At 63.6% G+C, this 24,292-nt stretch carries 24 protein-coding genes; 9 read left to right on the plus strand and 15 right to left on the minus strand.

The window, feature by feature from the left end:
• Positions 1-24 precede the first annotated feature (24 nt).
• The 3 genes from NKI41_RS13990 to NKI41_RS14000 form a co-directional block, all read right to left on the minus strand.
• Positions 25-762 (minus strand): class I SAM-dependent DNA methyltransferase, encoded by a 738-nt coding sequence (locus tag NKI41_RS13990; protein ID WP_352683534.1) that lies wholly within the window; start codon positions 760-762, stop codon positions 25-27.
• Between the two features lie 76 nt (positions 763-838).
• Positions 839-2,149, minus strand: coding sequence for a hemolysin family protein (locus NKI41_RS13995; RefSeq protein WP_352541053.1), 1,311 nt, complete (start codon positions 2,147-2,149; stop codon positions 839-841).
• A 59-nt stretch (positions 2,150-2,208) separates the two neighbouring features.
• Positions 2,209-3,150, minus strand: coding sequence for a LysR family transcriptional regulator (locus NKI41_RS14000; RefSeq protein WP_352683536.1), 942 nt, complete (start codon positions 3,148-3,150; stop codon positions 2,209-2,211).
• 127 nt (positions 3,151-3,277) lie between these two features.
• Between NKI41_RS14000 and NKI41_RS14005 the strand changes: the two genes are divergently transcribed.
• The gene (locus NKI41_RS14005) at positions 3,278-4,297 is read left to right on the plus strand and encodes a zinc-dependent alcohol dehydrogenase family protein (RefSeq protein WP_352683538.1); all 1,020 of its coding nucleotides are present in this window, start codon (positions 3,278-3,280) and stop codon (positions 4,295-4,297) included.
• Positions 4,298-4,344: 47 nt separating this feature from the next.
• Here NKI41_RS14005 and NKI41_RS14010 read toward each other — a convergent pair whose 3' ends face one another.
• From NKI41_RS14010 to NKI41_RS14025, 4 genes are all read right to left on the minus strand, one after another.
• A complete protein-coding gene (locus tag NKI41_RS14010; protein WP_352683540.1) occupies positions 4,345-5,052 on the minus strand; it encodes an LssY C-terminal domain-containing protein in 708 nt (235 codons plus the stop codon).
• 66 nt (positions 5,053-5,118) lie between these two features.
• Positions 5,119-5,988, minus strand: coding sequence for an extensin-like domain-containing protein (locus NKI41_RS14015; protein ID WP_352683542.1), 870 nt, complete (start codon positions 5,986-5,988; stop codon positions 5,119-5,121).
• Between the two features lie 111 nt (positions 5,989-6,099).
• Positions 6,100-7,032, minus strand: a complete 933-nt coding sequence (locus NKI41_RS14020; protein WP_352683544.1) for an extensin-like domain-containing protein — start codon at positions 7,030-7,032, stop codon at positions 6,100-6,102.
• Between the two features lie 112 nt (positions 7,033-7,144).
• Positions 7,145-7,570 carry a DUF3775 domain-containing protein gene (locus NKI41_RS14025; protein ID WP_023678354.1) on the minus strand — a complete coding sequence of 142 codons (426 nt, stop codon included), beginning with the start codon at positions 7,568-7,570 and terminating at the stop codon, positions 7,145-7,147.
• Positions 7,571-7,806: 236 nt separating this feature from the next.
• On the opposite strand from NKI41_RS14025, the gene NKI41_RS14030 reads away from it, so the two are divergent.
• Positions 7,807-8,370 (plus strand): tetratricopeptide repeat protein, encoded by a 564-nt coding sequence (locus NKI41_RS14030; protein WP_352615671.1) that lies wholly within the window; start codon positions 7,807-7,809, stop codon positions 8,368-8,370.
• Positions 8,371-8,697: 327 nt separating this feature from the next.
• Complete coding sequence (greA, locus tag NKI41_RS14035) at positions 8,698-9,171, plus strand: transcription elongation factor GreA (protein ID WP_023719113.1); 474 nt, start codon at positions 8,698-8,700, stop codon at positions 9,169-9,171.
• Positions 9,172-9,378: 207 nt separating this feature from the next.
• Here greA and waaC read toward each other — a convergent pair whose 3' ends face one another.
• Genes waaC through rfaD form a run of 3 tightly spaced genes read right to left on the minus strand, consistent with a single transcriptional unit; the run spans position 9,379 to position 12,283 of the window.
• On the minus strand, positions 9,379-10,362 hold the full coding sequence (gene waaC, locus NKI41_RS14040; RefSeq protein WP_352683546.1) for a lipopolysaccharide heptosyltransferase I: 984 nt from the start codon (positions 10,360-10,362) through the stop codon (positions 9,379-9,381).
• Positions 10,359-11,360 (minus strand): lipopolysaccharide heptosyltransferase II, encoded by a 1,002-nt coding sequence (waaF, locus tag NKI41_RS14045; protein WP_352683548.1) that lies wholly within the window; start codon positions 11,358-11,360, stop codon positions 10,359-10,361. The genes waaC and waaF overlap by 4 nt, the downstream gene beginning before the upstream one ends.
• Positions 11,333-12,283: an ADP-glyceromanno-heptose 6-epimerase gene (gene rfaD / locus NKI41_RS14050; protein WP_352683550.1), complete on the minus strand. Its 951-nt coding sequence runs from the start codon at positions 12,281-12,283 to the stop codon at positions 11,333-11,335. The genes waaF and rfaD overlap by 28 nt, the downstream gene beginning before the upstream one ends.
• 175 nt (positions 12,284-12,458) lie before the next feature.
• Between rfaD and NKI41_RS14055 the strand changes: the two genes are divergently transcribed.
• The 3 genes from NKI41_RS14055 (at position 12,459) to NKI41_RS14065 (ending at position 15,292) form a co-directional block, all read left to right on the plus strand.
• Complete coding sequence (locus tag NKI41_RS14055; RefSeq protein ID WP_352683552.1) at positions 12,459-13,091, plus strand: LysE family translocator; 633 nt, start codon at positions 12,459-12,461, stop codon at positions 13,089-13,091.
• Between the two features lie 139 nt (positions 13,092-13,230).
• The gene (rfaE1, locus tag NKI41_RS14060) at positions 13,231-14,709 is read left to right on the plus strand and encodes a D-glycero-beta-D-manno-heptose-7-phosphate kinase (RefSeq protein ID WP_352683554.1); all 1,479 of its coding nucleotides are present in this window, start codon (positions 13,231-13,233) and stop codon (positions 14,707-14,709) included.
• Positions 14,710-14,716: 7 nt separating this feature from the next.
• Positions 14,717-15,292, plus strand: coding sequence for a D-sedoheptulose-7-phosphate isomerase (locus tag NKI41_RS14065; RefSeq protein WP_352541065.1), 576 nt, complete (start codon positions 14,717-14,719; stop codon positions 15,290-15,292).
• 324 nt (positions 15,293-15,616) lie between these two features.
• Here the strand turns inward: NKI41_RS14065 and NKI41_RS14070 are convergent, their stop codons facing one another.
• Positions 15,617-16,093, minus strand: coding sequence for an Lrp/AsnC family transcriptional regulator (locus NKI41_RS14070; protein ID WP_352469300.1), 477 nt, complete (start codon positions 16,091-16,093; stop codon positions 15,617-15,619).
• Between the two features lie 254 nt (positions 16,094-16,347).
• Here NKI41_RS14070 and trxB point away from each other — a divergent pair, with 254 nt between their 5' ends.
• Positions 16,348-17,322 carry a thioredoxin-disulfide reductase gene (gene trxB, locus NKI41_RS14075; protein ID WP_352469805.1) on the plus strand — a complete coding sequence of 325 codons (975 nt, stop codon included), beginning with the start codon at positions 16,348-16,350 and terminating at the stop codon, positions 17,320-17,322.
• Between the two features lie 98 nt (positions 17,323-17,420).
• Positions 17,421-18,317 carry a LysR family transcriptional regulator gene (locus NKI41_RS14080; RefSeq protein ID WP_023678345.1) on the plus strand — a complete coding sequence of 299 codons (897 nt, stop codon included), beginning with the start codon at positions 17,421-17,423 and terminating at the stop codon, positions 18,315-18,317.
• Here NKI41_RS14080 and NKI41_RS14085 read toward each other — a convergent pair.
• Together NKI41_RS14085 and NKI41_RS14090 are read right to left on the minus strand one after the other, a co-directional pair.
• Positions 18,314-19,087: a hypothetical protein gene (locus NKI41_RS14085; RefSeq protein WP_352683556.1), complete on the minus strand. Its 774-nt coding sequence runs from the start codon at positions 19,085-19,087 to the stop codon at positions 18,314-18,316. The genes NKI41_RS14080 and NKI41_RS14085 overlap by 4 nt on opposite strands.
• Before the next feature lie 240 nt (positions 19,088-19,327).
• Positions 19,328-19,972, minus strand: coding sequence for a TetR/AcrR family transcriptional regulator (locus NKI41_RS14090; RefSeq protein ID WP_352683558.1), 645 nt, complete (start codon positions 19,970-19,972; stop codon positions 19,328-19,330).
• A 121-nt stretch (positions 19,973-20,093) separates the two neighbouring features.
• Between NKI41_RS14090 and NKI41_RS14095 the strand changes: the two genes are divergently transcribed.
• Complete coding sequence (locus tag NKI41_RS14095) at positions 20,094-20,846, plus strand: SDR family oxidoreductase (RefSeq protein ID WP_352469808.1); 753 nt, start codon at positions 20,094-20,096, stop codon at positions 20,844-20,846.
• A 19-nt stretch (positions 20,847-20,865) separates the two neighbouring features.
• Here the strand turns inward: NKI41_RS14095 and NKI41_RS14100 are convergent, their stop codons facing one another.
• The gene (locus tag NKI41_RS14100) at positions 20,866-21,363 is read right to left on the minus strand and encodes a methyltransferase family protein (protein WP_352541068.1); all 498 of its coding nucleotides are present in this window, start codon (positions 21,361-21,363) and stop codon (positions 20,866-20,868) included.
• Positions 21,364-22,179: 816 nt separating this feature from the next.
• Positions 22,180-24,231 (minus strand): elongation factor G, encoded by a 2,052-nt coding sequence (locus tag NKI41_RS14105; protein ID WP_352683561.1) that lies wholly within the window; start codon positions 24,229-24,231, stop codon positions 22,180-22,182.
• Positions 24,232-24,292 lie beyond the last annotated feature (61 nt).

Here is a 24,292-nt window from a genome sequence, read left to right on the forward strand (position 1 = left end):
AGGGCTGGAGAGCGGATGCTCCTTTCATCTGGCCGCGAACGTGATGATCTCTGGGCTCGAAGGGCCAAGTGGGCTGCCGTCAAAGTCGCCGAATTGCTGTTCGATCCGTAGCCCCGCGTTCCCCAGCAGGCTCGATAAGGCGTCCGTCTCGAGGAATCGCAAGGTGCTGCGATTAACTTGCGGAAGGCTCGGATGCTTTCCGCCGAACCTGTGGGTGAATGTCACCGTCTGTCCATCGAACGGCATGATCACCTCTGTTGTGATCTGCACCAGCGACCCGTCAGGCAACTCAACGACGACCGCATTTTCGGGTGTCCAGTGCTCCCACGCCCGCACCGAAGGGTTCCGCGTTTCGAACGCGAAGCATCCGCCTGGCACAAGCGCGTGTCGGACAGCCGCCATGAAATCCCTCAGGTCTTCGTCGCTGACAAGGGCCTGGAATGCGTGCCCCGTCATCACAATGAGATCAAACTCGGCTGTCCAGCCGGCCGATTGGAGATCGCCGAGAACCCATTCGATATCCGCGCGCGTTCGTGCGCGATTCAACACGCCGGGTGCTGGGTCGATGCCGCAGAGCCGCCCTGAATGTCCAGAAAGGCGTGCCTCGTGAAGGAGGGTGCCCGTTCCACATCCGACATCAAGCACCGCGTCTGCTGTTAGAATGCGGGGCAGGTAGAAATCATAGTCGTCGCGCGCAGATCTCGGGTGCCAGGCATCGTAGACGGCAGCGAGATATGGGTCGGCGAAAAGCTGGTCGACCATAGGCGGTATTCCCAATCAACTTTGACTGTGCGAGCGGTGTCGCCGCGAGCATATAGCCCATAAGTAGCGTCGATCCTTACCGCACGACCTCGCGGTGGCCGCCGGGCAGGCGGGTGGCGATGAGCTTGTCGATGCGGCGGCCGTCGAGGTCGACGACCTCGAAGCGCCAGCCTTGTGCGTCGACACATTCGCCGGTCGCCGGCAGATGGTGCAAATGCGACAGCACATAGCCGGCGACGGTTTCGTAATCGCGGCTCTCAGGCAGGTCGATGCCGAGGACCTCTGCCATCTCGTCGGCCTGCATATAGCCGGCGAGCAGCCATGAGCCGTCCTCGCGCTTGACGGCGTTTTCCTCTTCGCCGGCGTCGAGATCCGAACGGAAGACGCCGGTGATCGCTTCCAGAATGTCGGCCGGGGTGACGATGCCTTCGAAATGGCCGTACTCGTCATGCACCAGCGCCATCGGCACGTCGGATTCCTTCAGTGTCGCAAGCACGTCCAGCGCGTCGGCCTGGTCATGCACGATTGGCGCGGCCCGCACGTGCCGGCGCGGGTCGAGAGCGCGGCCACCGAGCATTGCGGCCAGCACGTCGCGGGTCTGGACGACGCCGATCATGGCGTCGACGCCGCCGTCGCCGGCCGGCAGGCGCGAATGCTGGGTGTCCATCAGCAGCTTCCTGATGGCCGCCTCGTCGGATTGCAGATTGATCCAGTCGACCTCGGTGCGCGGCGTCATCACCGCGCGTACGGCACGGTCGCCGAGCCGCATGACGCCGGCGATCATCCGCCGTTCGTCGGATTCAATGGTGCCGTGGTGCTCGGCTTCGGCGACCAGCATCTTGATCTCCTCGTCGGTGACCTTATCCTCGCTCTGACCGCGCTGGCCAAGCAGCCACAGGAGGGCGCGGCCGGAAAAATCGAGCAGGAAGACCAGCGGCGCCGAGACGCCGGCGAGGATGGTCATTGCCGGGGCAACCCTGACGGCGACCCGTTCGGGGTCGCGCAATGCGATCTGCTTGGGCACCAGTTCGCCGATGATCAGCGAGCCATAGGTGATGAGGGCGACGACGATGCCGACGCCGAGCGGATCGGCGAGGCTTTCGCGGATGCCGGCCGACGCCAGGGAGGTGGCCAGCCGCTCGCCGAGCGTGGCGCCGGAAAAGGCACCGGACAAGACGCCGACCAAAGTGATGCCGATCTGCACCGAGGACAGGAATTTTCCCGGATTGGCGCCGAGCGCCAGGGCCCGGCCGGCGCCCTTGACGTTGCGGTCGATCATCGTCTTGAGGCGCGCCGGCCGCGACGAGACGATGGCGAGCTCGGACATCGACAGAAGGCCGTTAATGCAGATGAGGACGACCACGATGGCAATTTCAGCATAAAGCATGCCGGGTCCATAGCATTGCCGCGCTGTCTTCGAAAATAGGACGGTCGCGCTTTTTAAATTTAGCGAGCCGGGCAATCAGGCGGCATCCATGCCGCATCCCAGGGCGGCGCGGCAAAATGCTCGATCAGGGCGTCGACGACGACGCGCACCTTTGGCGCGAGATTGCGTGTTACCGGCCAGATGGCATGCACCACGGTGTTTTCGACAAGACAGTCCGACAGAACCATTTCGAGCTCGCCGCGCCTGATGCTGTCGGCCGTCAGCCATGTCGGCAGATAGACGATGCCGCAGCCGGTCAGTACCGCATCGAGCATCGGTTCGCCGTGGCCGAGCACCAGCCGCGCCTTGGGCGCGAATTTTTCGAGACGGCCGTCGACATGCCTGACGGTCCAGGGATGGACCGTGCCGTCGCGGCCGTAGCCGATGAGGCTGTGCCTGGCCAGGTCCTCGATCGATAGCGGCCTGCCGTGGGCGTCGAGATAGGCGGGGGCGGCGCAGATGGCCGAACGTTGGGCATAGATGCGGCGCGCGGCGATCGACAAGCTGTCGTCGAGGTCGCCCATACGCACCGCCAGGTCGATGCCTTCCTCGATCAGGTCGACGCGCCGGTCGTTGAACGAGATTTCCATCGTCAGGTCCGGGAATTTTTTGGAAATGTCGAACAGCAGCGGGGCGACGCATCGCCGGCCGAAGGCCAAAGGGAGGTCGACGCGCAGCCGCCCGGAAGGCACCTGCTTGCGCGAAGCCAGCAGTGACCGCGCGGCTTCGATCTCGGCCAGTGCCCTGACGCAGGCTTCGTAATAGCTCAGGCCCTCGCTGGTCGGGCTGAGGCTGCGGGTGGTGCGGTTGAGCAGGCGGACGCCCAATCGCTGTTCCAGCTGCGCGATCGACTTGCCGACCGCCGATTTGGTGACATGCAGCCGTGCGCCGGCGCCGGTGAAGCTGCCGGCCTCCACCGCGTGAACGAATGCGACGATGCCTTGCAAATTGGCTGATTCCAATGAAGCGCTCCTATTGTAGAGTTTTGCTCCTTAATCTGTTGCAGAACATGCCACATGGAAGCACTTTTCTCCATAGTGAAACGGCGTAAATGTCTCGCGCAATCATCAACCACGGAGCGCGAACCAAATGAGCACCGAAAACAGATCCTGGCAGATGAACGGTTTCGGCCTGTCCAGGTTGAAGCCGGCTGATGGAAAGCTGCCCCAACCCGGGCCGCATGATCTTCTGGTACGAGTCACAGCGGTATCGCTGAATTACAAGGACAGGATGATCGTCGATGGCGTGCTGATACCGGACCTCAGCTTTCCGTTCGTGCCGACATCGGACGCGGTAGGCGAAGTAGTCGCCACCGGCAGCGAAGTCAGCCGCTTCGGCATCGGGCAGCGCGTGCTCGGCCAGGTGATCGCCGACTGGCCGGACGGCGACGCCCCGCCGGTGCTGCACAAGCATACGCTTGGTTCGTCACTGCCCGGCATGCTGTCCGAGCATGTGCTTTTTCATGAGGATGCCGCCGTGGCGGCGCCGCCGCAGCTCAGCGACGTCGAGGCATCGACGCTGCCGATTGCGGCGCTGACGGCGTGGTTCGCGCTGGTCGAGGAGGCCAAGCCGATCCCGGGCGAAACCGTTCTCATCCAGGGCACCGGCGGCGTGTCGCTGTTTGCGCTGCAATTTGCCGCCGCCTTCGGCCTGCGCACCATCATCACCTCGAGCAGCGACGAGAAGCTCGAGCGGGCGAAGGCGCTCGGCGCCTGGAAGAGGATCAATTATCGCAGCCAGCCGGCATGGGACGAGGCGGCGCGCGAACTGACAAACGGGGCCGGCGTCAGCCATGTGCTGGAAATGGTTGGCGGCGACAATGCGCGGCGCTCGCTCAATGCGCTGGGCGCCGACGGCAGGCTGTCGCTCATCGGCCTTCTCGGCAGCATGGAGCTCAGTTTCCCGATCATTCCGTTCCTGCGCAATCGGATCGTCGTACAAGGCATATCGATCGGCCACCGCCGCGCTTTCGAGCGAATGAACCAGGCGATCGAGACGCTTGCCATCAAGCCGGTGATCGACAAGGTGTTTGGCTTCGACGAGGTGCCGCAGGCATTTGAGCGTCTGGAGACAGGACCGTTCGGCAAGATCGTGATCACCGTGCCCTGAACCCGTCGGGACGAAATGGCTGTCAGACGGGAAGGCCGATTGCGCGCCTACGGCAGTTGCAGCAGGACCCCGATGATGGCCTTGCCGTCGGTGAAATAGGGATCGCCTTCGCCGTTGCGCCCGGTCTTCGTGGCGCCGACGCCTGGTATCTCGCTGGTCGAGACCAGCATGCGGGCGGCGGAGAGGTCGTGCATCAGCCCGTCGCGCTCGGCGTCGACGTCGGGGCCGATATGATGGGTGATCGCGCCGGTGTCATGGCTGAGGCCGACGCCCCGGTCGAAGCTTGCCGAGCCGAGCCAGAGCGGCCGGCCGTCGTCTCCGGTCGCCTGGGTCTGCCAGAAGCGGACGTGGTGGCGGCGGTCGGCGCTGTCGCCGACCGGCTTTTCGAAGGCTAGGTCCTGGGCGCGGCCTTCGAACAAAAGCCGGCTGACCGGCGCGTCGGGATAGGGGCGGTTGAACAGCACGCTTTCGCCGATCTCGATCGCGGTCTTCAGCGTGATGGCGTCTGCCGTATCCCAGCCGGCGACGGCAAAAGCATGGACAACCTCCTTCTTGGTGCCGACAAGGCCGACATTGATCGGATCGCCCGGAATGCCTTGCGGCGTGTGCGTCACCATCTCGAATTGCTGATTGCGAAAATTGCGGTCCCGTAACGTCCAGAACTCAGGCGCGGCGAAATAGGCGAGCGAAAGATAGGCGGCACAGCATGCCACCAGCCAGGTCGTTGCACGTCGTCGAAGGCTCCGTTGGCTCAAGAGGCACCACCCAAGCGTCTGCGCACCATCTTAACCGGCGCAGCAAGTCTTGGGCAGGGGCTGCAATCAGCGGCAGGCGCGATAGCCGTTCTTGCGGTTCTTGATGTCGAAATGGAAATGGTTGCGGTGGTCGTAATTATAGCCGGGGCCGAGCACGGTGGTGAAATACTGGCAGCCGTCGGCGCGCACATTGTTGAGGAAGCCGCGCGTGCGGAAGGCGAACAGGCCGGGCTTGCGGACGTCGATGTCGTCGCCATTGTTAAGCTCGATGCTCATCACGTCGAGCGCATTGCCCTTGCCGTGTTCCGACAAAACACCTTCGCCGGCAATCCTGCGGCAGGAATAGCTCGAGCCCTGGTGGATGGTCTTGACGCCTGAAAAATAGCGCCAGCGGGCCGACGGCACGAGTTCGTTCCTGGTCCAGCCGGCAAAGCTGGCGGCCATGTCGCAGGTCAGCGTCGCGGCCGGCTTCATCTCGACGCTGCCGATGGCCGACACCTTGACAGGATAATCGATGCCGCACTGGCCTTCATGGATCGGCGCAACATCGGTGTAGACGACGCCGAGGCGTTTCAGTTCCTTGCGGCAATCGATCTCGGTGGCCGGCATCTGTTCGGCCGGCGACATCGGGTTGTCCAGGCGCGGATAGGCGGCGGTCATATAGGGGTTGGACGGGACGAGGCGCTGCATACCCGAATATTGCGGCCCGGAATCTTGCGCGCCGGAATATTGCGGGTCGGAATATTGCGGGTCCGAATTGGGCGGGACGGCAGCGGTCTGGCTGCCGACATCGACGGCCGGCTGCAGCGACAGCACGCTGCCGGTATTGCAGGCTGAGACCGCCGCCACGGCAAGCAGGGCGGCAAGCCTTCCGGCCATGCGCGCGCATTCTGTGTGCCGCGCAGCGGCAAGCGCAGCGCGAAATAGCCCGGCCATCGGAAGGGTTCCTGTCCCCAGATGGCACAGACTCTAAACCTGAAGAGTAAAGGAAAAATCAGCGGCGCCGTTCACGCCTGCGGCCAAATTGCGGCGCCCCCATAGGCAAGGTCATTGGCAAAACGTGCCGCCATTGCGGCGCGGTTCGAGGTCGAAGTGGAGATGCAGCGAATGATCGGCATCGCTGCCGGGGCCAAGCACGGTCTTGAACGGCCCGCAGGCCGCCTTGCGCACTATATCCAGGAATTTCGCGTCCTTTTCCGGCGGCGCCGGGCCGACATCGATCTCCTTCCCGTCCGAAAGCGTGAAGCTGGCGATGTCGAGCGCGTTGCCGAAGGCGTGCTCCGACAGTTTGCCGCCGGCGTGGCGCGGCCGGCAGACGAAGGCGGAGGCCTGGCCGATCGATTTGACATCCATGCCGAACTCGGCCTTTGCGGCAGGCTGAATGACCGAAGCAGCAAAGCGGGCGGCCGCTTCCGCCATCTGGCAATTCAGCTCTGGGTCCGGGCCGATGGCGATGGATTTGCCGAGCGTCTTCAGCACGATCGGGTAGGGGATCGAGCAACCGACCGCCGTATCATGCTCGGGCTTGCGCTCCTCGAAATCGACGCCCATCGACTTCAGCCGCCTGCGGCAGGCCAACTCCTCCGGCGGCATTTCTTTCCCGGCAATGGCGACGGATCGAGGATCTGGAAGGATTTTTTGCTCCGCCTTCTCGTCTGCCTCGGCGGGGTTTGGTGGCGCGACCGATGGGTTTGCCGGCGGCTCGGCCTGCGCCGGCTTTTCAGGCGGCTGCGGCGCGATCGCCGGCGGCTCCGGCTGCTCGGTCTTGGACTGGCCATTTTGGGGCTGATCGTTTTGAGGCTGACCGTCTTTGGGCCGCTCAGCCTCCGGAGCGGGGCGTGGTTCGGGGACCGGGATCTCGGTTGGGGATGGCGAGGTGGCTTCCCGGTTGAGCTGGGGAACCGGTGCGGTTTGCGGTAGTTCGGGCGCCTTGGCTAATGCAGGTCCCGCCAGCAGCGACGCCGCCGCAACGGCGAGCATCAGTCTGCACAATCCGGAAAAACCAAACGCCGCCATCAGCTCGCAACGGCCAGAATGCAGGGAAGTTGCCTTGGACGAAGGTTCGAGGCGATCACAATCGGTAACCGCGCCGTCACGCGCCGATCGCTTCCAAGCCTTCCTCGAGCCAGTCCGCCAGCAGCGGCATGCCGAGCAGGTATTTTGCCGTGCGCTTGTTGGCGCGCTCGCGGGCGGCGGACAGCGCGTCCGTCCATTCCGTCGCGTCATAGTCGCCGCGGCCGACCCAGGCCAACGCAATCAGTTCAGCCGCTTCGTCGACATTGAGATCATCGATCAGCTCGCGCAGTTCTTCTTCGGTGAGATCTTCGGAGCTTTCCTCGGCAAGGCCGTCATGATGGTGGTTGTCGTGCGCGTTGCCGTCGAGCTCTACCTCGTGCTCGGCGCCGTCGGCATAGTCTTCGTTGACGGCGGCGCTGAGCGCCTTCGCCTTCAGGATGAACAGGCGCACGGTGTCGGGACCGATCGAAAGCTCCCAGTCTCGTTCAACGCGTTGCTGCACCGGCCGTCTCCCTGCTTCGTGCTCGGTCGGCCCGATGATAGCGGATTTGCAGCGCTCGTCACATTATCTTGCGCGGCGGCGTTGATCGTGAAGCATGATTTCCGATGCCCACTCTTCCCGGGATAAGATGGCCTTGCTGGGAGAGATCGCGGTTTTGAGATAGGATGACATTTTCCGGGACGAAACGGCGTTGGCCCGGCGTTAGTGTTGCATTGTCAGGTTCAAAGGAGAATTCGATGCGCAGACGATTGCTGATTTACGCCATGGCCATCGCCGCCCTGCCGCTGATTGCGGCTCCGGCGTTTTCGGCTGGTGAAGGCGGGGGAGGTGGCGGTGGCGGCGGCGGTGGCGGCGGCAATGGCGGCGGCCAGTCCCAGTGCAAGAAGGGGGAGGCGTGGGACAAGAAACAGAAGAAATGCGTCTCGCCGAAGCAAGGCATGCTGGACGACGACAGCATCTATGATGCCGGTCGCGCGCTGGCGATGGATGGACGCTACGACGAGGCGATCGCCGTGCTCAGCCTCGCCGCCAACAAGCAGGATCCGCGCATCCTCAATTATCTCGGCTATTCGCACCGCCATTCCGGCCGCGTCACCGTCGGCCTCGGCTATTACGAGGAAGCGCTGCGCATCGACCCGAACTACACGCTGGTGCGCGAATATCTCGGCGAGGCGCACCTGCAGATCGGCGATCTTGCCGGCGCCCAGGAACAGCTCCGCGAGATCGAGAAGCGCACGGGCAAGGGGTCTCGCGAATACGGCATGCTGTCGGAGCAGATCGATCATTTCATGAGGAGCTGATCTTCCGGAACGCTCCTCATAACCGGCTGTGAGCGATCGCAGCCGGTTTTTGCTGTGCTGCACATGTTGGCCACAACCGAGATTTGGCATCACGGTACACGATACGATCTTGGAAACCCCCGCTTGACGTGGGGTCAGCCGTGCAATCGGCGGATGATTTTTCAAAAACCGACTTTTTGGACGTGAAAAACCCGCGAAGATTGCTATATCTTGCGAAATTGTGGTGAGACGGTTCCGTTAGCCCGAGGCTGCCGGACCGTTTTCTTTTTGTACCATCGACAAGGTCGCTCCCGATTGCGGGGGCGGCGGCAGGAAAGGTCAGGCATTATGAACAAGGTCCCGATGACAGGCGAGGGGTTCGCGTCATTGAAGGAAGAACTGCGCTGGCGCCAGCAACAGGAGCGGCCGCGTATCATCGAGGCGATTTCCGAAGCGCGCTCGCATGGCGACCTCTCCGAAAATGCCGAATATCACGCGGCAAAAGAGGCACAGAGCCTCAATGAGGGCCGGGTCAACGAACTCGAGGACCTGATCGCGCGGGCCGAGGTGATCGACGTCACCAAGCTCAGCGGCGACAAGGTCAAGTTCGGCGCCACCGTGGTGCTGGTCGACGAGGATACCGAGGAGAAAAAGACCTACCAGATCGTCGGCGACCAGGAAGCCGACGTGAAGTCCGGCCGCATCTCGATCTCCTCGCCGATCGCGCGCGCCCTGATCGGCAAGGAAGTCGGCGACGCCATCGAGGTCAACGCACCGGGCGGCGCCAGGGGCTACGAGATCGTCCAGGTGCAATTTATCTAGGGGATTGGCGCTGCTCTGCCTTCTCCCCCTGTGGGAGAAGGTGGCCTCGCGAAGCGAGGTCGGATGAGGGGTGTTCCAGCTTGGCTCCCTCCGCACTCCGTCCAACACCCCTCATCCGTCTCGGCGCTTCGCGCCGATCCACCTTCTCCCACAAGGGGAGAAGGGAAGGGGGCAGCGCTGACCTTCCGATTGAATTGATTGAGCAAATCAGCGGCCACCGGCCTGATCAAGCGTCTGGCGCTCCACAAGCCTTTCAGCTTCCGCTATCACTTCCGCTGGCATCATACGCTTCCCAGGTGGGGCCAGCAGCGTCGATGAGAATGGCCCACGCGGGCCGGTCAGGCCAGGCTCGGTAGCGAGGAATATCGCCACCGTCGGCAGGCCGAAAGCGCTGGCGAGATGGGTCAGGCCGGTGTCGGCGCCGATGACCAGCGCCGAGCCGCCGATGACGGCGGCGATCTCGGCAAGCGGCGATCTGGGAAACACCACGGTTTGCGAAACGGCGCCGGCGATCGCTTCGGCAACCGCCTTTTCCCGGTCGTTCGACCAAGTGGTGACCGGCGTTATTCCCTTGTCCACCAGCAGACGGGCGGTTTCGATCCAGTCCGCGACCGGCCATTTCTTGTCGTCGCGGCTGGTGCCATGCAGCAGGAAGGCGGTCTTTTCACCGACAAGAATGGATCTTCCGGCCGGCGGCGCGATGCCGGAGTCAAGCCGGGAAAAATCCGGCTCGTAGCCGAGCGCCAGCCCGAACAGGCGCCTCGTGCGCTCGATGGCATGCAGGCCGCGCGGCACGGGATATCGGTGGTCGTAGAACAAGGTCGCCGACGGCTCCCGAGCGCTCGACCGATCGAAACCGGCGATCGGCGCCGCCGCCAGCCGCGCCACCAGCGCCGATTTCAGCAAGCCTTGCGCATCGAGAACGAGGTCGTAGCGGCAATCGCGCAAGGCGCGGCGCAAGCCGATCACTTCCCGCCATGTGCCGGGCTCGAGCAGCTTCCTGCGCCAGCGCCGGATCGCCACGCTGTGGATGGTTTGGATGGCTGGATGCAGCGCCACAATCCCGGCAAATGCCTCTTCGACACACCAGTCGAAGGAGATATCCGGCTGAGCGTGGCGCGCGTCCTCGATCGCCGGGAAGGTGTGGATGACGTCGCCCATGGACGATGTCTTGATGATCAGCACTTTCATGCGGCGGCCGGCAGCAGCCGCTCCGCCGCCGCCACGACGCGTTCGACCTCCAGCGTCTTCAGGCAGTTGAGATGACCGAGCGGGCAGATTTTTTTGTGACAGGGCGAACAGGACAGGCCGAGCCAGACCAGTTCGCGGCGATCGGCGAGCGGCGGCGTGTTCTCAGGCGAGGTCGAGCCGTAGACGGCGACGACCGGCGTGCCGACGGCGGCGGCGACATGCATCAGCCCGCTGTCGTTGGAGACGGCAAGCCTCGCCGCCGCGATCAGGTCGATGGCATCCTCGAGCCGCGTCTGGCCGGCAAGATCGACGGCGCCCGGAGCCAGCGCGGCGATTTCAGCCGTCACCTCAGCGTCGTTCTTGGATCCGAACAGTACCACGCCAAACCCTTTCGCCATCATCTCGCGGGCGAGCCCGGCATAGTGTTCGCTCGGCCAGCGCTTGGCCGGACCGAATTCGGCGCCGGGCATGAGTGCCACGAATTTCCCCGCCGTCAGCCCGAAACGACCGAACAATGCTGCCTGGTTGGCTTGATCGACGGCAAGCTTCGGCGCCTGGAACGCGCCGCCACGTGCAAGGCTGAAATAGGCCTGCGCGGTGCGCCGTTTCAGGCGATCGGGCAACGGCACGATGTCGGTCAGCAGCCCGTAGCGCATTTCCCTGAGATGGCCGACACGGCGCGGAATGCCGGCAAAGAACGGGATCAGCGCCGATTTCCAGCTTCCCGGCAGGACAAAGGCCATGTCGTAGCGGCCGCGCAGCAGCCGGCCGAAGCGCCTTCGGACGCGGAATTCGAACGCGCCGGATTGCAGCGGCAGGTCGATCTGCTGGCGGATTTCGGGCATGCGCTTGACCAGCGGTGCTGCCCAGGCCGGCGCCAGCACGTCGATGGCGGCATCCGGATGAAGCTCCCTCAGCGCCTGGAACAGGCACTGCGCCATCACCATGTCGCCCACCCAGCGTGGGCCGATCACGAGGATCGTTGGGCTTTCAGCCATTCGACATAGTCTCTGACGCCGGTTTCCACTGTGCGGAACTGGCCATTGTAACCGGCTGCGCGCAGGCGGGACATATCAGCTTGCGTAAAGCTCTGGTAGCTGCCCTTGAGGTGGTCGGGAAACTCGATGAATTCGATCTGGCCCTTGCCGAGCGTATCGATCACCGTTTCGGCAATGGCGCGGAACGGCTGGGCCTTGCCGGTGCCGCAGTTGAAGATGCCGCTGGAACCGCGTTTCCACAGCCACAGGTTGACGTCGGCGACATCGCCGACATGGATGAAGTCGCGGCTCTGCTCGCCGGGCCCGAAACCGCCATAGGCGCCGAACAGCTTGGGATTCTGCCCTTGCTCGACCTGGTTGAACAGATGGAAGGCGACAGAGGCCATGGCGCCCTTATGCGCCTCGCGCGGTCCATAGACGTTGAAATAGCGCAGGCCCGCGACCGGCGAGTGATCGGTATCGAAAACGGTGCGGCGGACATAGTCGTCGAACAGTTTTTTCGAATAGGCATAGACGTTCAGCGGCCGTTCGCATTGCGGCTCCTCGCGGAACTCGGCGCCGCTGCCATAGACCGAAGCGGACGAGGCATAGAGGAAGGGCAAGCGCAGGGCCAGGCAGGCGTGCAGCAGGCGCTTCGAATAGGTGTAGTTGACCTCCATCATGAACTTGCCGTTCCATTCGGTGGTGGTCGAGCAGGCACCCTGGTGGAAAACCGCCTCGATGCGGCCGAGGTCCCCGGCCTCCATCCGCGCCAGGAAATCGTCCTTGTCGAGGTAGTCTGCGATCTCGAGATCGGCGAGGTTGGAGATCTTGTGGCCGTCGGTGAGGTCGTCGACGACGAGGATGTCGCTGAAACCCTCGGCGTTGAGCGCGGCGACGATGTTGGAACCGATCATGCCGGCGCCGCCCGTGACGATGATCATGAAAGCCTCTGGTACCTTGTGCCGGTTGTAGCCCTTGTGGGATTCTGGCCTTATAGGGGAGGCGGGCCGGGCTGTCGACAAAGCAGGTGGCGGGGCGGCGGATGAGCGCCATAGTGGCGCCGCAAACGTCACGTTTCAGTCGGCCTGCCGGCCGACCGGCGACAGGAGCAAGGTAATGCCGTCAACCGAACTGCTTGTCGCCTTTTTCGCCACCACGGCGATCTTCGCCTATATCCCCGGCCCCGCCATGCTCTATGCCGCCGCGCAAACCATGGCGCGCGGCCGCTGGTCCGGCCTGATGGCGGCGCTCGGCATCCATCTTGGCGGCTACGTTCATGTCTTCGCCGCCGCTGTCGGCCTGTCGGTGCTTTTCCATGCCGTGCCGGTGCTTTACATGGCGGTCAAGCTGGTCGGTGCGCTGTATCTGGTCTGGCTCGGTGTTTCGCTGTTTCGCGCCAAGGCGCAAGGCGACGTTGTCTTGCCGGGAATTCAGCCGAAATCCGCCCGCCGCGCCTTTTTCGAGAGCGTTGCCGTCGAGGTGCTCAACCCAAAAACGGCGATTTTCTTCATGGCGTTCCTGCCGCAATTCATCGATGCCTCGGCAGCGTTTCCGGTCTGGCTGCAGTTCGTCGTGCTTGGAACAATCGTCAATTTGATGTTCTCGTCGGCCGACATTGTTTGCGTGGTGCTGGCCGGCGCGGTGATCGCCAGGCTGCGGCAGTCGAGCCGCGCGCAGCGCCTGATGCGGCGCGCCGGCGGTGCGGTGCTTGTCGGACTGGGCGTGCATGTCGCGTTGCAGAAAAGCTGACGCATTATCGCGCCGCCGCGATCGGTCGAAGGCCTGCCGTTGCGTCGGCTGAAATTGCGGTATATCGGCATCGCCATGAACGGCCGGCCCTGCCAATCGAATCCCCCGTCACTGAAAATCGGCTCTCCCACGCGTTGACATGATCAAGCTGCCCTCTCCCGAACCCCTTCACCGCGCCATTTCGCGCTTCGGCGGCGCCACCGTGCTGGTGGTCGGCGATTTCATCCTCGACCGTTTCGTCAATGGCGTGATCGAGCGCATTTCGCCGGAAGCGCCGATCCCGGTGCTGCACGGGCGCGGCGAAACGCTGGCGATGGGCGGCGCCGGCAATGTCGTCGCCAACATCGTTTCGCTCGGCGCTGCCGTCATACCGGTCTCGGTGATCGGCGCTGACGAGGCCGGCAAGAACCTCATGCGCATGCTCGGCGAATTTCGCGTCGACACCGGCGGGCTGGCGCAGGATGCCGATCGCATGACGTCGTCCAAAAGCCGATTCAGCGCGCTCAACCAGCAGGTGCTGCGTTTTGACGAAGAGGAAATCAAGCCGCTGGGCGATGCCGAGCGCGCGACATTGGTCGGGCATTTTCGCGAAGCGCTGGCACGCGCCGACATCGTCATTCTGTCCGACTATGGCAAGGGCGTGCTGCTCGACGGCGTCGCCGGCGAGCTGATCTCGATCTGTCGGGAAGCGGGCAAGCCGGTGCTGGTCGACCCGAAGGGCCGCGACTATGCGCGTTATGCCGGCGCGACGGCAATCACGCCCAACCGCAAGGAACTCGGCGAGGCGGTCGGCCGCGCAGTGTTTGCCGACGACGAAATCGAGGCGGCGGCACGCCAGCTGATTTCGGCGCACGGTTTCGATTTCGTCGTCGCGACGCGCAGCGAAAAGGGCATGAGCGTCATCGGTGCGGACGATGCCCGCCATATCGCCACGCAGGCGCGCGAAGTGTTCGACGTTTCGGGCGCCGGCGACACGGTAATCGCGACCTTCGCGCTGGCTCTTGCAGCAGGGGCTGATCGTGTCATGGCCGGATCGATCGCCAACGCCGCCGGCGGTGTTGTCGTCGGCAAGCGCGGCACGGCGCGGCTGACGATCGAGGAACTCACCGGTGCGCTGTTTCGCTCGCACGGTCCGGTCGCCCACCTGGATGCGGTCCTCGATGCCGCCGCCGCCGCGCGGCTGGTGGCGGGCTGGAAAGACGAGGGCTTGAGCGTCGGCTTCACCAATGGCTGTTTCGATATCCTGCATGCCGGCCATGTCAGCCTGTTGCATGCGGCGCGCAGCCAGTGCGACCGGCTGGTGCTCGGCCTCAACAGCGATGCCTCGGTGCGCCGGCTGAAAGGGCCGGGGCGCCCGGTCAACGACCAGCATGACCGGGCCTGCGTGCTGGCAGCACTTGCCTCGGTCGACGCCGTCGTCATCTTCGAGGAGGATACGCCGCTTTCGCTGATCGAGGCGCTGAGCCCCGACATACTGGTCAAGGGCGCCGACTATACGGTCGATCAGGTGGTTGGCGCCGATGTCGTGCAGAAGGCCGGCGGGCGCGTCGTGCTGGTCGACCTCGTCGCCGGCAAGAGCACGACCGGCACTATCGGCAGATTGCGCGCCGGGAACTGAGGGTTTCATGTCCGAACTGAACGATTACCTGGCCCGCTCGGCGGCCGCGATTTCGGCGATGGTCGAGCGCGACCTGACCAGCGAGATGGAGCGGGCGGTCAGCGCCGTCGTCGCCGCGCTTTCGCAGGGCAAGGCGCTGCTGATAGCAGGCAATGGGGGTTCGGCCAGCGACGCCATCCATATCGCCGGCGAGCTGGTCGGCCGCTTCCTCAGGGAGCGCAAGGCCTATAACGTCATCGCGCTGCCGGCCAACGCGGCGGTGCTGACCGCCTGGGGCAATGATTACGGCTTCGACACGGTGTTTGCGCGCCAGGTCGAGGCGCATGGTTCGGCGGGCGCCGTGCTGCTCGCCATCTCGACCAGCGGCAATTCGCCAAGCATCCTCGCCGCCGCAGAGCAGGCGCGCATGATGGGCATGACGGTGATCAGCCTGACCGGCGACACCGGCGGCAAGCTGAAGCCGCTCTCCGACGTCCTGCTCAACGTACCCTCGACCTCGACGCCGATCATCCAGCAGGGGCATTTGTGCCTCTACCACCATTTGTGCGAAATGGTCGAAACGCGCCTCTGCGACGCAGGGTGATCCTCGAACTCTCAGGACCTGGATTCCTCGCCCTCCGCGAAGCGGGGGAGAGGTGGCCGCGAAGCGGCCGGAGAGGGGGCTTCGTAGAGCGCGGTTCCCCTCTCCGTCTCGGCTTCGCCGAGCCACCTCTCCCCACTTTCGTGGGGCGAGGAACCCAAGCTGGAATGAAGCCAATCTTCAACGCTGAAGGCAATTTTGTTCTTGCTTTGTGCCGGCAGCTATGCTACTAATTTCGGTATGGTGATGATTCCACCGACGATCCCGCCCTCCGAGGCGGGTTTTTTGTTTCCGGTTTTTTGTTTCGCAGCCGCTTTGCCTGCTCTCTTAAGCCGAAAACGCCACCAGCCCTTCGTCTTTGACCCGGCGGATGGTCAGCGCGGTTCGCACCGTATCGACATTGGGGGCCGAGGCCAGTTCCTCGATGACGAAGGTCTGGAAGGTGCCGAGATCGCTCGCCACGCAATGCAGCAGGAAATCGGACTCGCCCGACACCATCCAGGCGTCGCGCACGATCGGCCAGCCGCGGGTGCGCTCGGCGAAGGTCTTGAGTTCGGCGTCGGCCTGGTGATGCAGGCCGATCAGACAGAAGGCGACGACGTCGAGGCCGAGCGCCGGAGCGTTGAGCAAAGCGCGGTAGCCTCGGATGATGCCGGCCTCTTCCAGCCGCCTGACGCGGCGCAGGCACGGCGGCGCCGAAATGCCGACGCGGCCCGACAGTTCGACATTGGTCATGCGTCCGTCCTGCTGAAGCTCGCGCAGGATCTTCCAGTCGATGGCATCGAGATCGGCCTTGATCGGCATGGTGGCTTCCGTGGTGACGCGAAAGAATCTTTCGCGACTTTGTAATTAAACGACTTTGCTGTCCATTCCATCCGCTGGATCGAGGATTTTCGCACATCTTGCTGCGGGTTGCTTGTCGCCGTCGCCGGCGCCGAAGCTTTCCGGGGACGAACGGCAACTTGCCTTGCTGGCATCGCAGGCAACACTTACATTACGCGCAACAATCGACGAGAGTTCATGCCACAATCCATGGCTGCTCCCCGCAGAGGTTTTTCATGATCACCAAGCACGCGCCTGTTCTCATCATCGGCTCCGGCCCCGCTGGCTATACGGCGGCGATCTATGCCGCCCGCGCCATGCTCAAGCCGATGCTGGTCGCCGGCCTGCAGCAGGGCGGGCAACTGATGATCACCACCGATGTCGAAAACTATCCGGGCTTCGCCGAACCGATCCAGGGTCCATGGCTGATGAGCGAGATGCTCAGGCAGGCCGAGCATGTCGGCACCGACATCGTCAACGACATCATCACCGAGGTCGACCTCAACGTGCGGCCGTTCCGCGCCAAGGGCGATTCCGGCACGATCTATACCGCCGACGCGCTGATCATCGCCACCGGAGCCCAGGCGAAATGGCTGGGCATCCCGAGCGAACACACCTTCATGGGTTTTGGCGTCTCGGCCTGCGCCACCTGCGACGGCTTCTTCTACCGCGGCAAGGACGTCGCGGTGATCGGCGGCGGCAATTCGGCGGTGGAGGAAGCGCTCTATCTCTCCAACCTGGCCAAGAGCGTCACCGTCATCCACAGGCGCAGCGATTTCCGCGCCGAGCGCATCCTGCGCGAGCGGCTGCTGCGGAAAGACAATGTCCGCATCATCTGGGACACGGTGGTCGACGAGATCACCGGCAGGCCCGGCAAGGCGCCGCTGCCGCCGTCGGTCGAAGGGCTGAAGCTGCGCAACGTGGTGACCGGGCAGGAGATGCATCTGGTGGTCGACGGCGTGTTCGTGGCGATCGGCCACGCGCCGGCGGTCGAGCTGTTTGCCGGCAAGCTGAAGCAGAAGCCGAACGGCTATCTGTGGACGGCGCCGGATTCGACCCGCACCGATATGCCGGGTGTGTTCGCCGCCGGCGACGTGACCGACGACATCTACCGGCAGGCGGTGACGGCGGCCGGGCTCGGCTGCATGGCCGCGCTCGAGGCGGAAAAATATCTGGCGGGGATCGAGGTTCACCGCGAAGCGGCGGAGTGATTGTTCGATAAGCGGCTGAGAAAAGCCGCGCAAAAGCCTGATTTTTCATTCAGACGCCGAAAACAGGCGGACGCCAGAAAACAGGACGAGGGGAAATCATGGCGTTGGATTGGGACAAGCTACGCGTGTTTCACGCCGCGGCGGAAGCGGGGTCGTTCACCCATGCCGCGGAAACACTGCATTTGTCGCAATCGGCGATCTCGCGGCAGGTCAGCGCGCTCGAGCATGACGTCGGCGTGCCGCTGTTCAATCGCCATGCCCGCGGCCTGGTGCTGACCGAGCAGGGCGAGATGCTGTTCCGCACGGCGCACGACGTGCTGATGAAGCTCGAAACCATCAAGTCGCGACTGACCGAAACCAAGGACCGGCCCTCCGGCGTGCTCAGGGTGACGACCACGGTCGGCCTCGGCGCTGGCTGGCTGACAGAGCGCGTGCAGGAATTCATCGAGCTCTATCCCGAGGTCAGCCTGCAGCTCATCCTGGCCAATGAGGAGCTCGATCTCACGATGCGCCAGGCCGACTGCGCCATCCGGCTGCGCCAGCCGCAGCAGCCGGACCTCATCCAGCGCCGCCTGTTCACCGTGCATTTCCATCTCTACGCGGCGCCATCCTATGTAAACAAATACGGCAAGCCGAATTCGATCGCCGAGCTGAAAACCCATCGCATCGTCACCTTCGGCGTGCCGGTGCCGGCGCATCTGTCGGAACTGAACTGGCTGGAGACGGTCGGCGATTTCGAAGGCGGGCAAAGGGTGCCGACGCTGCAGATCAACGACATATTGTCGATCAAGCGGGCGGTGCAGGGCGGCGCCGGCATCGCCATGCTGCCGGATTACGTGGTCAGCAAGGATTCCGGACTGGTGCAGTTGCTGCCCGAGACCGAAGTGCCGTCCTTCGATACCTATTTCGCCTATCCCGACGCGATGAAGAACCAGGCGAAGCTGCATGTCTTCCGCGATTTCATCATCGCCAAGGCGCGCAGCTGGTCGTTTTAGTTTCTAGATTCTGTCGACAAGGTATCCTTTTTGCCGTGATCGCCCAAGTAGACGGCACCATACGGGTTGAATTTGAAGTCGTCTTCTTCGTACGCTTCGATGGGTAGCAGTATCCCATTGTTACGGACTAAACTCAGCCCGACGCCTTCGGTAAACATCTCATCGGCAACACGGTCGATTATCGAGCTGAGCACCAGCTCATCGTCGGAAAGACTCCTTGGCGCGAAGACCTCTGGCAGACCGACGAGATGGAAACCGACGCTACAGAGGAACTTTCCGTCACTTAACGGCCGCTTGCTGAAGGCAAGGCGGCAAGTACGGGCTAAACTCGGGCCGTCCTCGGCGTTTTCCGCATCACGGCCAAGTTGTTTCCATCGAGCCGCACCGTGCGCAATGCCAGCACTCTCGCCTTTTGCGGCAATAGCATCACTGTTCAGCGCATGCACGATTAAGCGAAGGGCGATTGCCGACGTCCCAACGGTACTTTCGATATCCATATGGGGACCAAGTACATAAATCACGCAACCGTGCTCATGGACGGCCGCTTGGTCCTCTTTAGTCCGTCCCCCCTTATGTACCCGATCCCAAGACACATCGAACGACTCAACCATGCGATCATCCGGCGCGTCCTGCGAAAAGTGCGTATCAATTTCAAACCCCGGGGCGAAATTGTCGATTGCCGACTGAACTGAGCGACACAGCTCAGAATATCCACCCTGCCTTCCCAGCATGCAGAGCACATGGCGTGGCTGAAATTCTGAAAAGCTCATTTATGTCGACCCTACAACACTCCAAAGAGCGATCGGCGAAAGCGTCCTTCTCCCCGTCACTATAACGGAGAAGATAGCGGCAGCCAGAAGGGGCAGCACCAGCCTTTTTGTCTGATGTCGTACTTGGTCTGCGATTGCTAATGCATGTCGCGCAAAAGTGTGCAGCGGTTTTGCGATAGCGACATGCATCAAACAAGAACCTAAAGCGCGTCGCATGAGGTCGGTCCAACGCAACGCGCTTTAGGAAGGCGTATCCGCCAGCGTGCTGGCGCCGTAGCGCAAACCGTCGACCAGCAGGGCAACCATGCGCCGCGCCTGGGCGGGGCCGCCGCCATGTGCCGGCATGGCAAGGCTGGCGGCCGCCCCCAACAGGTCGCCCGGCTCGATATCGGCGCGCACCTCGCCGGCCGCGGCCGCTGCCTCCAGCAATGTTTGGAGCGCGGGCCGGAGCCGTTGGTTGAAATAGGCAGGCAAAGTGTCGAAGGCCGGATTGCCTGAGTACAAGGCTGCCGCGAGGCCGCGTTTTGCCGTGATGAAATCCACATAGCGCTGCATCCACAGGGCCAGCGCTTCACCGGGCTCATGCTTTCCGGCCAGGATCGGCGCGGCGTCCGCACAGGCGTCAACCTCGTTGCGGAAGACGGCCACGATCAGGTCCGAGCGCTGTGGAAAATGGCGGTAGACGGTGCCGACGCCGACGCCAGCCTTTTCCGCGATCTCTCGCACCGGAGCCTCCACGCCGGAGGTCGCGAACACCGCCATGGCCGCCCGGAGCAACGCGTCGATGTTGCGCCGTGCGTCGGCGCGCACGTGCCGATCCGCGCGGTCGCGGGGTTCCAGACCATCGCCTTGATCCGTTTTGCCGTTCGGCGTTTTTTCGCCCATCAAATTACCTCTTGCAAACGGAACCTTGTTCCGGATATATGTGGAACGTGGTTCCGTTTGACTTGTATCTAGCACGGCAAAGCGCTGTTGGCCACACATCGGTGCACAAAAGGAGATTACCATGCAGGACAAACCCGTCGCCCTGGTCACCGGGGCCAACAAGGGCATCGGTCTTCAGATCGCCAAGGACCTCGCGGCGAACGGCCTTACCGTGCTCGTAGGATCGCGCAGGCTCGAGCATGCCGAGGCAGCCGCAAATAGCATCGGAGAGGATGCCCACGCCCTGCAGCTCGACGTCACCGATCAGGCGTCGATCGCCGCCGCGGCAGAGCGCATCCGCATCGAACTCGGCCGCCTCGACGTGCTGGTGAACAATGCCGGCATCTCCCATGCGGGAAAGCCGGGCAGGCCGCTCGAGGAGATCATCAATTCGGGCCGCCCGAGCATTGCCTCCCTCGACGACGTACGCGCCGTATTCGAGACGAACGTGTTTGGCATCGTCGCCGTCACGCAAGCGATGCTGCGGCTCCTTCGTGAGGCGCCGGCGGCGCGTATCGTCAACGTATCGAGCGGCGCCGGCTCGCTGACATTGAACGCGGATCCGGCCTTTCCGTACCGCACGTCGTTTGGCGCCGTCTACAACCCGTCGAAGACGGCCGTCAACGCGATGACGCTCGCCTTCGCCATCGAGCTCGAGGAGACCGGCATCAAGGTCAACGCTGCGTGCCCGGGCTACACCGCGACGGAGCTCAACAACTTCGAAGGTCCGCGCACAGTCGAACAGGCCGCGCGGGAGCCCGTGCGCCTCGCGCTTCTCGACGCGAACGGTCCGACGGGCACGTTCTCGAACGAGGACGGCCCGCTGCCGTGGTGACGCAGCGTTGGAGCCTGCGTCAGCCGCGCCAAGGTGTCAGGCGGGGCAGCCAGCCTGGTACGGCACGGCGGTAGGCCTCGTATTCGTCACCGTAGCGGCGGGCAAGCGTCGGTTCCTCGTATAGTCTCACAAAGGAGATCATGGCGGCCGCGGCGATGACTAGATAGGCGGCGACCGTCCAGCTCGAAAACAGCAGTGCCTGGCCGAGGACGATCGACAGCACGGCGACGTACATCGGATTGCGGACATGGCGGTAGATGCCGCCGACGACCAGCCTCTCGGTCGGCGCGACCGGGGCGGGCGTACCCCGACCCTCCAGGGCAAACCGGGCAAAGGCGTGCAGCAGTATGGCTGTGCCGGCGACAACCAGCAGCCAGCCCACAGGAACGAAACCGGGCAGTCTCGACCAGGGCAGGCGATAGCGATCGGTCAGCAGCCAAGGCAACAGTCCGGCGACCACGCCGGGCGCTACAGCAAGAAAGATGACGCTGCCGGCGATCGCCGAAGTGGCTCGCATATAGCTCTCCTTACGGGCGCGGCCTTGAACGGTCTCCTGCAACGCGCTTCAGGTCTTGTCCGGCACGTAACCCAAGCCGCCGCACCTCAGGTCAAGCTCGATGGCGGGCTTTTGGGCGGCATGCACCAGCAAGGTCTGGCTGCCGAAAAAACAAACGCGTGCTGCACGATTCCACGTCATCCTGCGTTTTTCGACTTTCCGAGCAGGAATCGCTGCTGATTCGCGGCCGCGGATCGATTTTTGCCTTGCCGCAGGCTGTATTTCAGCGATTCAACTGGTCCTATTGCGCTTCGGGACGGATTAGACCACAGCCGGCGCCTTTTTGCATGTGAGTGTTGCAAAATAGATGCTTGTTTCTTGGGCATGAAGAGCACATATATAGATCATCTCCTGAGCGCGTTCTCCTCCCATTAGCGCTCTCGAGTGTTCCCCTCTGGAGGTTAGCCTTAACAGGCACTTCCAATCAAACTCAGCCGGGTCTTCATTGATCCGGCTTTTTTGTTGCCCGAAACCAACACATCGCCAGAAAATCGGCCGGAACGGTCGCGTAACAGTGACATGTAACCTCGGGTAACATGCCGCGGGCGCGCCAAATCGATTAAGCAGAGCATAGGACGCGGTGTGGCTCGTCCGGGGGATGGGGGCATCACTCGGACGACCCGGGCTCAGGCAGCTACCGCGTCCGAACCTTCCTCCGCCAAAACACCGGCGGCAAGCATGCGGCGGACCTGCCGTTTCGCCTCCCACGAAGACGGTCCGCAAGAAACGGCGCACGGGTCATCCGGGCGCCGTTTCCTGTTGGGCCGCAAGGGCAGCTCAGGCGGCCTTGCCGTTGGCGTTCAGCGCTTCGTCGGCCAACCGGCCGGTGAGTTCGGCCATGTGGTCGAAGACGGCCCGGTAGCTGGCGACACCCGCAGTGGCCGAGCGCAGCTCGATGATGAGGTCGCCGATCTCAGCCTGCGGCATGGTCGCCTCGACCACGTCCCATCCCGGCCAGTCGGGCCGCGCGTCGTAGCCGAGGATCTGGCCGCGCCGCTGCGGGATCAGAGCGATGATCTTCGACGTCGCATCCGACGGCGTGACGATCTCGACCTTCATCACCGGCTCCAGCAGCACCGGCGAGCACGCGGCCATGCCTTCCTTCATCGCCAGCTTCGCCGCCATCTGGAAGGCCATGTCGGAGGAATCGACCGCATGGTAGGAGCCGTCGGAAAGGTTGACGGCAACATCGACGACCGGGAAGCCGAGCGGGCCCGATTTCAGGTAATCGCGCACGCCGGTCTCGACCGACTGGATGTAGGTCTTCGGCACGACGCCGCCGGTGATCGTATCGGTGAACTGGAAGCCTGAACCGCGCGGCAGCGGTTTGATCTCGAGCACCACATCGCCGAACTGGCCGTGGCCGCCCGACTGTTTCTTGTGGCGGCCGCGCTGCTGCGTCGCTTTGCGGATCGTCTCGCGATAGGGCACGGCCGGCACATGGCCTTCGACCGGGATCTGGTTCTTGCCTTCCAGCCGCTCGCGCACGACGCGCAGATGCATCTCGCCATGACCGGACAGCACGGTTTCGGCGGAATCCTGGTTGTGATGCAGGTTGAGCGAGGGATCTTCCTCGGCCAGGCGCTGGATGGCCGCCGACATCTTGACCTCGTCCTTGCGCTCTTTCGGCCGCAGCGCGAAGGCGAAGACCGGTTGCGGCGGCGCCAGCGTGACCAGCGGCTTGATGCCGCCCTTGGTCGAGCTCAGCGTCTGGCCGGTCCTGACGGCGTCCAGCTTGCCGAGCGCCACAGTGTCGCCGGCCTTGGCCGAAGTCAGCTTGACCTGGTCCTTGCCGAGCATCTTGTAGATGCCGGAGACCTTTGCCGTCTCGCCGCTGGGAAGGAACAGCTCGGCGGCGTCGGCGACCTGGCCGGACAGGATGCGCGACACCGACAGCTTGCCGCCATGCGCGGTGTGGATGGTCTTCATCACTTGGACCACGGTGGCATTGCCATCGGGCGCGCCGAGACGCTGGCGCGTCGCCGCGATGTCGGGTGCGTCGTGACGGATCGCCTTCAACAGGCGCAGCACGCCGTTGCCCTTCTCGGCGGTGCCGATCAGCACCGGCGTCACCGTGCCGTCGCGCAGATCTGCGGCGAGGTCGTCGAAGATCGCGTCCTTCGGCGGTTCGATCTCGTCAAGCAATTGCTCCATCAGCCGGTCGTCATGGTCGGCGAGTGTCTCCAGCATGGAAAAGCGCGCCTCGAGCTCGCGCGCCTTGTCGTCGCTCGGGATCTGGGCGACCTCGCTCTCGGCATATTCGCGGTAGATGTAGGCACGCTCCAGAGCGAGGTCGATCGAGCCGATGACGACGCCGTCCTTGCGCAGCGGGATCTGGCGCAGCAGCAATGGCACCGAGCTTGCCGGCTGCAGCATCTTCAGCGTGTCGCGCACACCTGCTATCGCCTTGTCGACCTTGTTCAGGAACAGCATGCGCGGCACGCCGAGCTCGTCGAGCTTGCGCATGATCAGCTGCAGGGCAGGGATCTTCTTCTCGTCGGCCTCGGCAACGACCACGGCGACGTCGCAGGCGGCCAGCACCGGCTCGGCTTCGAAGGAGAATTCGATCGAGCCGGGACAATCGACGAAGGTGAACGGCTCGCCCATGAAATCGGTGGTGGCGAAGGTCGCCTCGACGCTCATGCCGTGAGCGCGCGCCTCGGGCGAATGATCGGAAACGGTATTTCCGGACGAAACGGGATTCTGGCGGGGAATGGCGCCTGTACGGGCGAGTATGGCTTCGAGAAGTGTCGTCTTACCGCTTGCGAAGGGACCGACTATGGCAATGCATTTCGGTCCCGTGCGTCGTCCTCCGGCGCGAGTACCCATGGCTGACCTCCACTCAGGCGTTTCCCTGTGAGCGGCGGCCGGCCTGTCGGCCGTCGCGGGC

The organism is Mesorhizobium sp. M0601, assembly GCF_040320845.1.
Taxonomy (GTDB): Bacteria; Pseudomonadota; Alphaproteobacteria; order Rhizobiales; family Rhizobiaceae; genus Mesorhizobium.